This window comes from Lacticaseibacillus jixianensis (assembly GCF_003946485.1).
Classification (GTDB): domain Bacteria; phylum Bacillota; class Bacilli; order Lactobacillales; family Lactobacillaceae; genus Lacticaseibacillus; species Lacticaseibacillus jixianensis.
On record NZ_RHOJ01000010.1, the window covers coordinates 28,062 to 42,668 of the forward strand.

At 59.3% G+C, this 14,607-nt stretch carries 13 protein-coding genes; 8 read left to right on the forward strand and 5 right to left on the reverse strand.

Going from position 1 to position 14,607, the window contains the following annotated elements; genetic code table 11:
• Window positions 1-60: 60 nt before the first annotated feature.
• The gene (locus EKM85_RS05505) at window positions 61-702 is read left to right on the forward strand and encodes a helix-turn-helix domain-containing protein (RefSeq protein WP_164510679.1); all 642 of its coding nucleotides are present in this window, start codon (window positions 61-63) and stop codon (window positions 700-702) included.
• 221 nt (window positions 703-923) lie between these two features.
• Here the strand turns inward: EKM85_RS05505 and EKM85_RS05510 are convergent, their stop codons facing one another.
• Together EKM85_RS05510 and EKM85_RS05515 are read right to left on the reverse strand one after the other, a co-directional pair.
• Complete coding sequence (locus EKM85_RS05510; RefSeq protein WP_125585276.1) at window positions 924-1,709, reverse strand: tyrosine-protein phosphatase; 786 nt, start codon at window positions 1,707-1,709, stop codon at window positions 924-926.
• A 50-nt stretch (window positions 1,710-1,759) separates the two neighbouring features.
• Window positions 1,760-2,113 (reverse strand): hypothetical protein, encoded by a 354-nt coding sequence (locus tag EKM85_RS05515; protein ID WP_125585277.1) that lies wholly within the window; start codon window positions 2,111-2,113, stop codon window positions 1,760-1,762.
• A gap of 138 nt (window positions 2,114-2,251) precedes the next feature.
• Here EKM85_RS05515 and EKM85_RS05520 point away from each other — a divergent pair, with 138 nt between their 5' ends.
• From EKM85_RS05520 to EKM85_RS05550, 7 genes are all read left to right on the forward strand, one after another.
• Complete coding sequence (locus EKM85_RS05520; RefSeq protein WP_125585278.1) at window positions 2,252-2,770, forward strand: transcription repressor NadR; 519 nt, start codon at window positions 2,252-2,254, stop codon at window positions 2,768-2,770.
• A complete protein-coding gene (locus EKM85_RS05525; RefSeq protein ID WP_125585279.1) occupies window positions 2,751-3,257 on the forward strand; it encodes a DUF1307 domain-containing protein in 507 nt (168 codons plus the stop codon). The genes EKM85_RS05520 and EKM85_RS05525 overlap by 20 nt, the downstream gene beginning before the upstream one ends.
• A gap of 450 nt (window positions 3,258-3,707) precedes the next feature.
• The gene (locus tag EKM85_RS05530) at window positions 3,708-5,714 is read left to right on the forward strand and encodes a DHH family phosphoesterase (protein ID WP_125585280.1); all 2,007 of its coding nucleotides are present in this window, start codon (window positions 3,708-3,710) and stop codon (window positions 5,712-5,714) included.
• A 13-nt stretch (window positions 5,715-5,727) separates the two neighbouring features.
• A complete protein-coding gene (gene rplI / locus EKM85_RS05535) occupies window positions 5,728-6,183 on the forward strand; it encodes a 50S ribosomal protein L9 (protein WP_125585281.1) in 456 nt (151 codons plus the stop codon).
• Between the two features lie 525 nt (window positions 6,184-6,708).
• A complete protein-coding gene (dnaB, locus tag EKM85_RS05540; RefSeq protein WP_125585282.1) occupies window positions 6,709-8,103 on the forward strand; it encodes a replicative DNA helicase in 1,395 nt (464 codons plus the stop codon).
• A gap of 434 nt (window positions 8,104-8,537) precedes the next feature.
• Window positions 8,538-9,692: a hypothetical protein gene (locus EKM85_RS05545; protein WP_125585283.1), complete on the forward strand. Its 1,155-nt coding sequence runs from the start codon at window positions 8,538-8,540 to the stop codon at window positions 9,690-9,692.
• 176 nt (window positions 9,693-9,868) lie between these two features.
• Complete coding sequence (locus tag EKM85_RS05550) at window positions 9,869-11,158, forward strand: adenylosuccinate synthase (RefSeq protein WP_125585284.1); 1,290 nt, start codon at window positions 9,869-9,871, stop codon at window positions 11,156-11,158.
• Between the two features lie 62 nt (window positions 11,159-11,220).
• Here the strand turns inward: EKM85_RS05550 and EKM85_RS05555 are convergent, their stop codons facing one another.
• From EKM85_RS05555 to EKM85_RS05565, 3 genes are all read right to left on the reverse strand, one after another.
• Complete coding sequence (locus EKM85_RS05555; RefSeq protein WP_125585285.1) at window positions 11,221-11,511, reverse strand: hypothetical protein; 291 nt, start codon at window positions 11,509-11,511, stop codon at window positions 11,221-11,223.
• A gap of 143 nt (window positions 11,512-11,654) precedes the next feature.
• Entirely contained in the window at window positions 11,655-12,974 is a 1,320-nt protein-coding gene (locus EKM85_RS05560; protein WP_125585286.1) for an MATE family efflux transporter, read from the reverse strand.
• Window positions 12,975-13,162: 188 nt separating this feature from the next.
• A complete protein-coding gene (locus EKM85_RS05565; protein ID WP_125585287.1) occupies window positions 13,163-13,585 on the reverse strand; it encodes a hypothetical protein in 423 nt (140 codons plus the stop codon).
• Window positions 13,586-14,607: the final 1,022 nt, after the last annotated feature.

Genomic DNA, 14,607 nt, shown 5'->3' on the forward strand with positions numbered 1-14,607 from the left:
CGATAACGGATTAACGATATTTGTTGTACTATTTGGTTGTAAATTATGGGAGGGACAAATATGGCACAGGGTTTCATGGCGTGGCCAGACGAGCGCTCAGGCATGCAGTCATTTCTAAAAGGCGAGATCAGCGCCTTGCCGGTTGGCCGCCCAATCGGCGTAAAGACAGATACACTGCGCGAAAAAAAAGACAGCATCATTATGTTTATGGGCTTGTATGCTCGTGAAGCAATTACACTGGGAGTGGCCGAGCAGGATGCCGATCAGCTGTGCCTGCAGTACATCGCAGAGATTGAGGCGGCAGACGATGTTAGCTTCGAAGCCGTGGTCCACCAGGTGCAATGGGGGTTTCGCGACCGTGTATTAAACTCGCGGGCCAACCGGTACTCGCTTCATGTGAACCAGGCGCTCGCTTTTATTGATCAGCATCTATTCACGCGGCTGACGGTGAAGATGGTAGCAGAGTATGCCGGCATCTCAGAACGTCACCTAGGCCAGCTCTTCAGGCGGGAAGTGGGAACGACGCTGACCGTCTACATTACTGATGCGAAGATAACGGCAGCTAAGCGTTTGCTGCGCAGCGATCGGTATACAGTCTCGGAAATTTCCGACATGCTGGGCTACGCTAACGTTTCATATTTCTGCAGTATGTTCAAAAAAACGACAAAAATATCGCCAAAACAATATGAAGAAGCCTACTAATTGATACCCTTTAGCGAATATTGGTAAGCACAAAAAACGCCCGCAGTCAGAAAGTTTACTTCCGGCTACAGGCGTTCATGCTTTTGATCGTTAAAGGGATAAGTGAAGTCAGACCGCTATCTTGACTGAGTGGGTTTAGCCAAATGCTCTATTTACTTTTATCACTGCAGCCTAGGCATCCTCAGACGTTTTTGGATCATACCCAATTATGACGCCCTCAGTTATTCCAGGTACAGTCGCCGCAGGTCCGCGATCTCACTGACCGAAAGCGCCAAGTGCCGCATGGCGTACTGGCCCCAGCCGCCGTACTTCTTGACCACCGTCTGCACGGCGGCAAAGTAGCTGTCGTCGGCGGGCTGCGAGTTCATGCCCGTCACCATGCGGTCGGCCATGGGCAGGTCGGCGGCGGCCTGATTACCTTTGAAGCGGTCCATCAGGATGTCGTTGGTGACGATGTAGTCCTGATGGGCCACTTTTTCCGGCACGCCCAGCAGCCCTTCGATCAGCATCGCGACTACGCCGGTGCGGTCCTTGCCGGCAAAGCAGTGAAACAGGGTCGCGCCGGTTTCGTCCGCCACCAGCAGTTGGATAACGCGGCGCAGCATTTTCGCGGTGCGCGGGTCGGTCGCCATGTACAGGTAAGAGAGCCGGGCCAGCTTGAACTTCTCGGCCGTCGTGGCGCCGCGAAACTCCTCCTGGAAGTGAGGATGGTCCGCGAACGGGTACAGCGAGAGGTTGTGGTAGGCGACCCCGGGCAGTTTCACGTCCGGCGCGGTGGTCGAGTTGTCGGCCTGGCGCAAGTCGAGGTCCTGGTTGAGCCCGACTTCCAGCATGTGCGCCTGCACCGCGCGCGGCATGAAGGTGATGAGTCCGGAGCGATACAGCCGGTGGCGGCGGATGGTGCGCCCGTCCTTGGTGTGGTAGCCGCCCATGTCGCGCAAATTAATGGTGCCCGTCAGCGCGATCAGATGTCCATTGCTTTCTGTGATAAAACTCCGCCTCCTCATGGTCGCTTTTAGTGTAGCATGCGCGCGGCCAGGCGGCGGGGGAGAATTGGTCAATTGCCGCCGTGGGGATCGAACGGCGAGATTTTCTTCAGGGTCTCGCGGGGGAAAATACTGCCGCGGCGGGTGAGCTCGACCCAGTAGGTGACGCCGTTGAGCTTCATGGCGTAGGCGGCAGTCTTGCCGTCGCCCTGATTGTCGGAGTCAAGCACGACGCGGTAGGAGTCCGCCTCAAGGGCGCGGGCCGTGTGCGGATCAGTGTAGCGGGTCAACACGACGTTCGGGTCGTTCAGCGTCTTCAGGGTGGTGCGGCGCGCGGAAAAATCCGGCCAGAGCCAAAGGCCAAAGCCGATCGCGACCAAGACAATCACCGTGGTCCCACCCAGCAGCAGTTTTTTTAACATCATCCTCGCCCCCATCCCTGTTTGTACTACTAGATTAGCATGAGGCCGGCTTTTTAACGGTTAAGTGTCCGTTAAGACTGTCACCCGCTTTCAAAGTGGGGTAAGATTCTCTTTGTGATATATACCTGAGGAGTTGAGGACATGAATAGTGCAGAACGTCAGGCCCAAATCGGGATGCAGCTGAGTACGGCGGAGAAGCCGATCACTGCAACGAGTTTTGCCGAGCAGTTTGGCGTGTCGCGGCAGACCGTGGTGGGCGATATTGCGCTGATGCGGGCGCGCGGCGAGGACCTTGTCGCCACGCCGCGGGGCTACATGTACGTGAAAGAGACGCGCCACCAGGCCGTGATCGTGTGCCGGCATGAGCCAGCGCAGGCCGGCGATGAGATGAGCCGGATCGTAGACAACGGCGGCGCCCTGCTTGACGTCATCGTTGACCACCCGCTGTACGGCCAGCTGCGCGGTGAGCTGCAGATCCGCACCCACGCCGAGATCAACCTGTTTCTCGGCCGGATGAAGAAGAACCAGGGCAAGATGCTGTCTGAGCTCACCGATGGGGTGCATTTGCACACCATCGCTTACGAGACGCCAGACCAGCTGACGGCCATCAAGGACGCCCTGCGCAAAGCCGGTTACCTTTATGAAGAGACGAGTCGTTAGGCCTAAGGTGAAAAGCAAAAGCGGTCGGGTGCTGGCCGGGTGGCTGTGCACCCTACTGCTCATTTTTGGGCTGGCGGCCTGCAGCCAGGCGACGCGCAAGACCGTGTTCGTCAAAACGGCTGGCGGGGAGAAAACCACGCTGGCCTTTTACACTAAGGGCAATAACGATCAGGTCGCCAAGCAAGTCACGACCCTGGACATCGACATGGCCAAGGTGATGGGCAAACGCGATGCCCGCACGCTGGCCCGCGGCTGGCGCGTGATGCAGGCCGACGCCAAGGCGCACGCGCGGCTGCGCGGGGTCAAGGCGACAGTGACCCGCGCCGGCAAAATGGTTCACGAGGTGATCACCGTCGATGCGAGGCGCGTGGATTTTGCCAAACTGGCGAAGGTGGACGGCCAGGAGCTGATCACCAAGACTGACCACATCAGCCTGGATAACGTGAAGCATACACTTAAGGGTGATGGGTACCGAGAAGTTAAGTAGCGGGGCGGCGCGGTGGGCCGCCTTTTTTGTGTCGGCGGGGGTGGGCTGAACGCCCCGACTCAGTGCGCGAACCCTCCGCAGCCGGTAGTTGCGCTCCGGGTTCGCAACGCCCGAGCATCTAGCTACGGCCACAGCTTCACCTGCTGCGCAGGCAAAGCTGCGACTTATGATCAGCCTGTAGCCATTCATGGAGTACAGGCTGACATGCGTAGCGGCTAGCTGTCGGGCTAAGTGCGCGAACCCTCCGCAGCCTGTAGTTGCGATCGGGTAAGCAACGGCGGCGTGTCTAGCTACGGCCACAGCTTCACCTGCTGCGCAGGCAAAGCTGCGACCTAGGCTAGCCATCCGCCTAAGTGCGCTTACCCTCGCAGCCTGGGCTTAATAATATGTTAAACTATAAGGGCATATCAGAGCGATTAGCAGTATTGCGAAAGCGAGTTAGCGAGGATTATGAAAAAACTATTTGAGAAGATTACGCTGCCGTCGTTCTTAGAGGATACGCGGCTGCGGTATCTGGCGCTGGTGATGACCGGACTGGCCGTCGTTGACGTCATCATTGCCCTATTTATCAAGCCCTGGCTGGGGCTTCTTCTATTTGTGTTCCTGCTCGGCCTAGTCGTTGCCACCTTCTTTGCGCTTGAGCGGATCACCGAGTCGACGACCAAGTACATTTCCGACCTGTCCTACCGCATCAAACGCGGCGAGCAGGAAGCCTTGATCAAGATGCCGGTGGGAATCCTGATTTTCGACCAGAAGATGAACATCGAATGGGCCAACCCTTACCTGCTTCAGTACTTCCAGGACGAGGACATCCTGGGGCGGCCGCTGGAAGCCATCGACCCGGAGCTGGCCAAAGTCATCGCCGCGCACCAGGATGATTCGGCGCTGTCCGAGGTCCACTGGGGCGGCCACGACTTTGATCTGACCGTGCAAAAGGCCATCGGGGTCGCTTACCTGATGGATATTACCAAGTACGCGCAGATCGAGGCCAAGGCGGAGGGCGAGCGCATCGCCATTGGCCAGGTCTTCCTGGACAACTACGACGAGGTCACCCAGACGATGGACGACCAGGCGACCACCAACCTGAATTCCTACGTGACCAACCAGATGAGTGATTGGGCCAATAAATTTGGCATGTTCGTCAAGCGCGTCGCTAGCGACCGCTTCCTGATGATCGCCTACATGCGCTCACTGGAAGCCGTCGAGGCGGATAAGTTTAAAATTTTGGACACGATCCGCACCGAGACTTCCAAGCAGAACTATCCGCTGACCCTGTCCGTGGGGATCGCGTATGGGGATGCCGACTTGGCGCAGCTGGCCGTGACCTCGCAGTCCAACCTGGATCTGGCGCTGGGCCGCGGCGGCGATCAGGTCGTCGTTCGTGAGAAGGATGGGCAGGCCCGCTTTTACGGGGGGAAGACCAACCCGATGGAAAAGCGGACCCGCGTGCGGGCGCGCATGATCTCCCAGGCACTGCAGGAGCTGTTCAAGCAGACGGATAAAATATTCGTCGTCGGCCACGACCGGCCCGACATGGATGCCATTGGCGCCAGCTTGGGCATTCGCCGCATCGCGCAGATGAACGGCAAGGACTGCTACGTCGTGATCAATCCCGAGCACCTGCACTCCGACGTCGAACGCCTGATGGGCGCCGTCGGCAAGGACCCGGACATCGGCAACGCCATCGTCACGCCGGAAGCGGCGCTGACCGAGGCGACCGACAGCTCGCTGTTGATCCTGGTCGACCACTCGAAGCGGTCGATCACGGCGGCCCCGGCGCTGTTCGACCGCCTGGCGACGCGCACGGTGATCATTGACCACCACCGCCGCGGCGAGGAGTTTCCTGAAGACCCGATGCTGGTTTACATTGAGCCGTACGCCAGCTCGACGTGTGAGCTGATCACCGAGATGTTCGAGTACCAGCCCAAGGGCGTGGCAAGCCTGGGCAAGCTTGAGGCGACGGCGATGCTGGCGGGGATCACGGTCGACACGCACAACTTTTCCATGCGCACCGGGACCCGCACGTTCGACGCGGCGTCCTACCTGCGCAGCATGGGCGCCGATCCGCAGATGACGCAGGCCTTTTTGAAGGAGAACGTCGACTCGTACATCCAGAAGAACCACCTCATTGACACGATTGAAATGATCGCGCCAACTATGGCATTATGTACGGGTGAAGAAACCAAGGCGTACGATCCCGTCATCGCGGCGCAGGCGGCCGACACCCTGCTGTCTTTGAATGGCATTCAGGCCAGCTTCGTGATCACGCGGCGCGAGGGCAACAAGGTCGGCATCTCGGCTCGCAGCTTGGGCAACGTCAACGTCCAGCTCATCATGGAGAAGCTCGGCGGGGGCGGCCACCTGAACAATGCGGCCACCCAGCTGGACGGCAAGACGATCGCCCAGGCGAAGGCGCTGCTGGAAGACGCCATCAAGACAGAGGCAGAAGAAAACTAGAGGAGGCCATCTTATGAAGGTAATTTTTACGCAGGACGTACGAGGCAAGGGCAACCGGGGCGAGGTCAAGGAAGTCCCAGATGGCTACGCGCAGAACTTCTTGATCAAAAACGGGAAGGCGAAGCTGGCCACTCCGCAGGCAATGAGCGCCCTGCGCGGTCAGCAGAAGCTCGAAGAGAAGAAGGAAGCCGAGCACCGCGCTGAGGCCGAGGCCATCAAGGCCAAGCTGGAGGACGATAAGACGGTCGTGCAGATCCAAAGCAAGGCCGGCGAGGACGCCCGCCTGTTCGGCTCGATCCCGAGCAAGCAGATCGCGCAGGCCCTGGAGAAGCAGTACCAGATCACGGTCGACAAGCGCAAGATGGACCTGCCGGAGCCGATCAAGGCGCTCGGCTACCGCAACGTCACCGTGCACCTGTACCCAGGCGTGGACGCGCGGATCCGCGTTCACATCACGCCGCTGAAGTAGTGGCGGCGGTGTTGCTGACCATGCTATAATAAAAACACAAAAGGCGCCGTGCTCGAACACGACGCCCCTGGAGCGCCCGCCGTTGGTACCGGTGGTCACCTTAAGACTTTGGTTTTACTCGCAGTCGTTCGGCTATCGCCGGGCGGCTATTTTTTACGGTTCTTGTCGGAAACAACGAAAGCAATCAGCATACCGAATTGAAACAGCAGCGTCAAGACTTCGAATGTATTCACGCGTTCTCCGTTCTGGAGGACAACCAAAATAGCATAGGCATCACCTCCGATTTGAGTCTAAAAGGTGAGCCACCGCACGGCGGGCTGATGTAGAATAGCATGATTGCACGGTTCTGCGAATCATAGCAGGTGTCATTTAATCGCGGTCTAATCCTCAGAGGCCACAACCATCAGACAGCGGCAAGTGCAGAGGCCTACCCGGCTTTTTGGCCGCGCAGTCTTGTTGCTAAACCCCTCAGCGTAAACTAAACTGTATAAGATACTGAAGTCAGAAGAAAAGGAGCCAGCGAGCATGGATAATCAGATCCGGCGCATGCCGCCGCAAAATATCGAAGCCGAAGCGGCCGTCCTCGGCGGCATTTTCCTCTCACCCAGCACGTTGGCTTCGGCCGAGGAGTACTTGGTGCCCGAGGACTTCTATAAGCGCGCCAATCAGCTGGTGTTCGCCGCGATGTCGGATCTGTCGCTCAACGAGCAGGGCATCGATGCGGTCACGGTCAAGAATTACCTGGATGACCACAACCAGCTGGACGACGTGGGCGGGCTGCCGTATTTGGCCGAACTGGCCGATGCCGTGCCGACCGCGGCTAACGTGGTCTATTACGCGAAGATCGTCGCGGAAAAGGCCCAGCTGCGCCGGTTGATCGATGCCGCCGAGACCATCATTCAGCAGAGCTACGAGGAGCCCAGCGACGTACCGGCCCTGATGGAAGACGCCGAGACCGCGATCATGAAGGTCAACGACGGCAATCAGCAAGGCGGTTTTCGCCAGATCAAGGACGTGCTGCTGGACAGCATGGCCGAGGTCGACAAGCTGTCGCAAGGCGATCAGACCATCACCGGCCTGCCGACCGGCTTCAAGGCACTGGATGAGATCACGACCGGGCTGCACGACGACGAGCTGATCATTTTGGCAGCGCGCCCGGCGGTCGGGAAGACGGCGTTCGTGCTGAACGTGGCGCAGAACGTCGGCACCAAGACACCGAAGACCGTCGCGATGTTTTCCCTGGAAATGGGGGCAGAGTCGCTGGTCAACCGCATGCTGTGTGCGGAGGGTAACATCAATTCGCAGCACCTGCGCACCGGCCAGCTGACACCGGACGAGTGGCAGAGCCTGGTGGTGGCGATGGGCAGCCTGAGCAACGCCTCGATCTACATCGACGACACCCCGGGGATGCGCGTGGCCCAGATCCGCTCCGAGTGCCTGAAGCTCCAGAAGGAAAAAGAGCATACCGACAACCCGCTGGGGCTGGTCGTCATCGACTACCTGCAGCTGATCGAAGGTTCCGGCGAAAACCGCCAGCAGGAAGTCTCCGCGATCTCGCGGCAGCTGAAAAAACTGGCCAAGGAGTTGCACTGCCCGGTCATCGCGCTGTCGCAGCTGTCCCGTGGCGTCGAACAGCGCCAGGACAAGCGGCCGGTGCTGTCGGATATTCGTGAATCCGGCTCGATCGAGCAGGACGCGGACATCGTGGCGTTCCTGTACCGGGAGGACTACTACCGCGACGGGGAAGACAGCGACGATAGTGATGACAACGGCGGCGGTCAGGGCGGCGGCGACGAGCCGGACGTCGGCCCGGTGGAAGTCATCATCGAAAAGAACCGCTCAGGCGCCCGCGGCACGGTGAAGCTGCTGTTCGTCAAGTCTTACAACAAGTTCAGCTCACTGGCGCCGATGCAAGAATAAGGCTGCGTAGCACTGGCGCACTTAGCGGGATGGGTAGCCTAGCTCAGTGCATTGAAGCCGTTCTTTGGCTTCGAGGCGCTGGGCGTAGCTACCCACTCCCGCGTTGCCAGTGCGGAGCGCGACTACGAAGCCGCCCCGCTCTGCAGTCTAGTCGCGCTCCGGGTCTGCAACGGGGGAGCATCTAGCTACGCCTGCCGCCTCGGCGCCAAAGTGCGGTGCCAATGCGACAGGCTAGGCTAGCTGTCCCCCTAAGTGCGCAGACCCTCCGCAGCCTTGCCCCGCTTCGCAGCCTAGTCGCGCTCCGCGGGGCAGCGCCCGAGCGTCTAGCTACGCCCAAGGCCTCGCCGGCAAAAAGCGCCGGCAATGCCTTGGGCTAGGCTAGCCGTCGGGCTAAGTGCGCCCCGCTTCGCAGCCTTTTGAAAGGAGGTCTCGTCTTGGATGCAATTTTAATGAGTCTCATGACTGCCCTTAACGAGCAGCTGCTGATCAACGTTTATCAGCGTGACACGGATGATTTCTACACCGGTTACGTCAAGTCGCTGGGCAAGCAGCGCGTGCTCCTGGCGACCTACAACGACGCCGGCATCGCCGACGGGGCCGTACTGATCGCCTTTTCTGCGATCGACCAAGTGGAGTTTGCCGGCGATGACCTGGTGGATATGTCGTTTCGCATGCGCGTGGCAGCCGAGGAGAACTTTGTCACCATGGCCGAGCCGACCCCGAAGCTTCATTTTGATTCGCGCAGCAGCCTGATCCACCAGCTGGCGGTGCAGGCCCAGCGGTCCGGCGAGGTCATTCTGGTCATTTTGGCCGACGACGATGCCTACCTGGAAGGCCAGGTCACGGCGGTGGCAGCCGATCGCATGACGCTGTCGATTTTTAATAAGTTCAACTACACCGACGTGCGCTACATGCAGGCCGACTTCTCCGACGTGCTGGTCATCGAGTTCCAAGGCCTTGAGCTCCACCTGGAAAGTGCGTTGGTACAAAAGCGCGACGACCTGCGTCACGTGGCCACGCAAATCGTGCAAAATGACGGCCAGCTCGGCCCCATCCTGACGGCCGCGCAGGCCAACAACACGCTGCTGGCGGCGATCCCCAAGGGCGGCGACGACCAGTTCTACGTCGGGACGGTCAAGGCCGTCAATGACACCGTGGCCGTCATGCGGCTCAAGGACATGGCCGGCCAGTTCGGGGGGTATGTGGCGGTGCGGCTGACCAGCCTGCAAAGCGTGACGCTGGCGTCAGACTACCTGCAGACCGTGCAGGCGTACAGCGATTGGATGACCGCCAACCATTTGGAAAAACAGCCGGTGCTGAATGCGGACCGCGAATTCGACAGCTCGGCGGACCTGTTTCGCAGCTTGATCCAAGAGGCGGCCGCGTTTGAGCGGGTGGTGCGGGTGCGCACCAAGACGGACGATGAGCACCTCATGGGCGTGCCGACCGCGCCGGGGCCGGCGGGCTTTGAGATGAAGGTGCCCAGCGAGGACGAGCCGGTCGCCGTCACCTTTGACGACGTGCAGGAGATCGCGTTCGGGCACATCTACGCCTACCTGCAGGAAGCCCGCCTGCATTACGAACGGTAATTCGGCTATTTTTAAATAATGACTGATCCGGACATAAATTGTTCGGATTTTTTGTTTGAATTTTTAAAATATAAAAATAGCATTCGGCTTTTCGCTTGAAAGCCGCCGCCGTTGTTGTTATTATACTGAGTGGCACTTAGTGGTTTTGACCAAGTGAAGATAAGGAGCGAGCAGTCATGGGAACAGTTGTAGTTGTTGGCACGCAGTGGGGCGACGAGGGTAAAGGGAAGATCACCGACTTTCTCAGCCAGGGGGCAAAGATCATCGCCCGCTATCAAGGCGGAGACAACGCCGGGCACACGATCCACCAAGGCGGTCAGGTGTACAAGCTGCGGCTGATCCCCAGCGGTATCCTTTACCCACACCAGTTGTCGGTGATCGGCAACGGCGTGGTGGTCAACCCGAAGAGTTTGGTCGAAGAGCTGGCCCGGCTGCGCGCGCAAGGCGTGGCAGGCGAGAATCTGCGCGTCTCCGACCGGGCGCAGGTCATCCTGCCGTACCACATCGCGCTGGATAAGCTGCAGGAAGCGGCCAAGGGCGCCGACAAGATCGGCACCACTAATCGCGGTATCGGCCCGGCTTACATGGACAAGGCCGCTCGCGTGGGCATCCGCATTGCGGACCTGCTCGATCGCGAGACCTTCGCGGAAAAGCTGCGCGCTAACCTGAACGAGAAGAACCTGCTGTTCACCAAGATCTACGGCGCTGAGCCGATGAAGTTTGACGACATTTTCGAGGAATACTACGGCTACGGCCAGCAAATTAAGCAATACGTCACCGACACCTCGGTCGTGCTGAACGACGCCATCGACAACGGCGAAAACGTCTTGTTTGAAGGGGCGCAGGGCACCATGCTTGACGTCGACCAGGGCACGTACCCGTTCGTCACGTCCTCGAATCCGGCCGGCGGCGTCACCACCGGCTCCGGCGTCGGTGCGTCTAAGATCGATCGCGTGGTTGGCGTGGCCAAGGCCTACACCTCACGCGTCGGCGACGGCCCGTTCCCGAGCGAACTGTTTGATGACGACGGCAGCTTCATTCGCGAGGCGGGCCACGAGTACGGCACCGTCACCGGCCGGCCGCGCCGCATTGGCTGGTTCGACGCCGTCGTGGTCAACCACGCCCGCCGCGTTGCCGGCGTCACGGACCTGGCGCTGAATTCGATCGACGTGCTGACGGGCCTGAAGACGGTGAAAATCTGCACCGCTTACGACCTGAACGGCGAGACCATCACGCGTTACCCGGCCTCTTTGAAGGAGCTGGCGGCCTGCAAGCCGGTCTACGAGGAGCTGCCAGGCTGGGATGAGGACATCACCGGCGCCAAGACGCTGGCAGACCTGCCGGTAAACGCGCGGAATTACGTGCAGCGCATCGTTGAGCTGACGCACGCGGACCTGTTGACCTTCTCCGTCGGCCCAGACCGCGAGCAGACCAACGTGCTTGCTGATATTTGGCAGAAGTTCTAAGCGCGTTCAGACAGTAAAATGACCCCGGTTCACATCACTTCGTGAGCCGGGGTCATTTTTTGTTAGGCAAAGTGGGCGACTCCCCACAGGATCAGGATCGCCGCGCTGAAAACGAGCCGCACTGCCAGGTGCGACCAGTGAATGTGGCCAAAGCGTTGACGACCCTGCGCGATCGCCGCGGCCACCAGCAAGGCCACGCCGACCGGCACCAGCCACGCTTGCCACAGGCCCAGCAGCAGGACGAGCGCGGCGGCCATGGTGAGGCCGTTAAGCCAGGGCAGGTGCTGCCAGTCGCTGATCGCGGCCAGCAGGGTGAGTGCCGCGTAAATGACGATGAGAACGTTGAGAATCATGGTAAGGTCCCCCTGAGACATGACGATAAGTTTGTCTCAGTTTATGCGTGATTGGGGGGGCATGTAAAGCGCTTTTTTGAGGGACAAGCATCATTTTAATGACAAAGATTGCCGTGAACCAGTTCCCGGTTGGGGGCGGCTGGTTACCAGGCCTTCTGGCTGCGGCGGTACAGGCCGTACCCCACGGCGCAGGTGAGCAGGTCGCTGACGGCCTGGGCCCAGACGATGCCGTCAAAGCCCAGCCACTGCGGCAGCAGCCACAGGACTACGGCGAAGATCACGCCCTGGCGCGCGATGGCCATGATCAGGGCGCCGAGCGGCTGGCCCACCGACTGGAAGACAGTGGTGAACACGAGGATCGCCCCGATGAATGGGGTGGTGATGAGCAGGGCCCGCATCATGAGGCCACCCATGCGCACGATCGCCGGTTGGTTCATGAACAGCGCCACGATTTGCGGCGCCAGTACCATCAGGACTGCGGCGGCCACAACGGCGTAACCGATCTCGACTTTAAAATCAAACCGCAGGATCGCGCCCAGCCGCTGGTGCGCCTTGGCGCCGAAGTTGTAGCCGATCAGCGGCTGGGCGCCGAAGGCAAAGCCGACCATGATCAGCATGACGATCATGTAGACTTTTTGCGCGATGCCCATGGCTGCCACGGCGTTGGCCCCGTGCACCGCGAGTCGCTGGTTCAGCAGCATGGTGCCCAGGCTCTGCATGAAGTTGGTGAGGCTGGCGGGGATCCCGATCGCGAGGATCGCGCCCAGCGCCTGCCTGCTGGCTTTTGCCACGTGCGGTGCGATGCTGAGGTACTGCGCCTTGGTCTGGGTGAACCACAGGAGCAGCCCGGTGTTCAGCGCGTAGCCGAGCACATTGGCCAGGCCAACGCCGCTTGCTCCCCAGTGGAGCCCGAACAGAAAAATTGGGTCGAGCACAATGGTCAGCGCGGTGCCGGCCAAGGTCGCGATCATCGACTGTTTGGCCAGGCCTTCGGTGCGAATGATGTTGCCGGGCACCAGCGACACGATGATGAACACGGCGCCGCCTGCCAGCATGGTGTAAAACGCCCCGGCGTATTCGCGGGTGGCAGCCGTGGCGCCGAGAAGCGTGAGGATCGGCTGCTTGAACCCCAGCAGCAGTGCCGTGATCACCAACGACAAGGCGATCGCAGCGTAGAGGCAGAAGCTCGAGAGGGCCCGCACCTGGGCCCGCTGGCCCTTGCCCAGCAGGCGCGACAGCAGCGCCGAGCCGCCCAGACCGAAGATGTCCCCGACGGCAAGCATGAACGAGAACAGCGGGGCCCCCAGGGTGACACCAGCCACCAGGTCCGCGTTCCCCGTTTGCGCAACAAAAAACGTGTCCGCCAGATTGTAGACCATGCTGGCGACCATTCCTAATACAACTGGTAACGCAAGGTGCATGTAAGCTTTGGGCACAGGCGCTTCGGCAAATAAGTGATCCATGATTTCCTCCTGAACGCGCGGTTTGGCCGCGACGAAATTCGTCAATACCGGTCGCTCGTCCAAGGACTTGCCTGATCAACGCATCTTTTATCCTAGCATCATTTTTAACTAACCGCCAAGGCATAGAAAAAGCCTTCCCGGCAAATGGGGAAGGCGTGGCCGCTTGGGCACCAGTCTGGTGAGTTGCTCTAGTTGTTATCTTTAAGCTTGTCCCAGGTGCTGTTGATCTCGTCGGTCTTCTTTTGTTCCTGCTTGTGGAGCTTGATGGCACGGGCGTTCGCGTTGACCGTCAGCTTCTTGGTCACGCTCTTTTTGGCCTGCTTGTTTTCGTACTTCACGTTGACGACGTGCTTCTTGAACGCCTCGCCGACCATGAAGTCAACGTTGAACTTACCGCTCTTGGCCGGTTGCGTCACTGCCTTTTGGCCATCCACGTACAAAACGCCGTCGCCCTTGACGGTCCCCTTGACCGTGGCATTACCAGAGTCATCGCTGGTAACGGTGCTCTTGGTGAGGCTAAGGCTCAAGTCATTGCTCTTGCAGCCGCTCAGCCCGACGATCAGCAGCACCCCGGTCAACACAGCCAAAACTAAACGTAAACTCTTCTTCATCACAATTCTCCTTTATCCAAAAGTCCGAGGAGAATTATAGACTAATTGGCTGCGTGATACGTCGAATATGAAAGTCTTATAAGAGAGTATGAGGAAATATCCCGGGAATTCTCATAAAGTCGCGCGGTCCTCATGCAAATAATGGGCACTATTGTTGCCGTGGGGGGTGGCTGCGACTCACGCGATCATGCCGCAGCCGCTAAGTCATTAGGCTGTAATCGGGTTCCGGCTCGACAACGGGGGCGCATTTAGCTACGCCGCCCGCTTCACCTGCTGCGCAGGCAAAGCGGACAGCTAGGCTAACTGTCCCCCTAAGACCGTCGAGCCTACACACCTTGTAATCGGGTTCCGGCTCGACAACGGGGGCGCATTTAGCTACGCCGCCCGCTTCACCTGCTGCGCAGGCAAAGCGGACAGCTAGGCTAACTGTCCCCCTAAGACCGTCGAGCCTACACACCTTGTAATCGGGTTCCGGCTCGACAACGGGGGCGCATTTAGCTACGCCGCCCGCTTCACCTGCTGCGCAGGCAAAGCGGACAGCTAGGCTAACTGTCCCCCTAAGACTGTCGAGCCTACACACCTTGTAAAAAAAAGCCGCGATTCTCATCGCGACTTCTGTGATCCGGTGCGCCAGCCTTCTGAACGCTCTCGCGCCGACCGGGTTCCCGGATCGTGGTTTGGCACCGGAAGTAGTATCTCAAGTTTTAGCGGGCGTGTCAAATGGTTCTCATTCATTTATCCGGCAGTTAAGTCAGACTGCGTAATTGATCATAGGCAACTAGCCTCCGAGAGGGGGTGTTCCCATGGAGAAGATTCTCGACCTATTCATTATGCCGCTGCTAGCTGCCATCTAACCCACGCGCATCGGCCGCAAATGTCATAGCGAAAAAATGCCACTCCCTTGCTGCAAAGGGGGTGGCATTCGTGCTCTCATGGATCAAGATTCTCGGTGTGCCTATTCTATCATGGCCAGTGAATTCTGACAATAAATGTTGGAGAGCCAAGTGTGCCCGGCTCCGCAG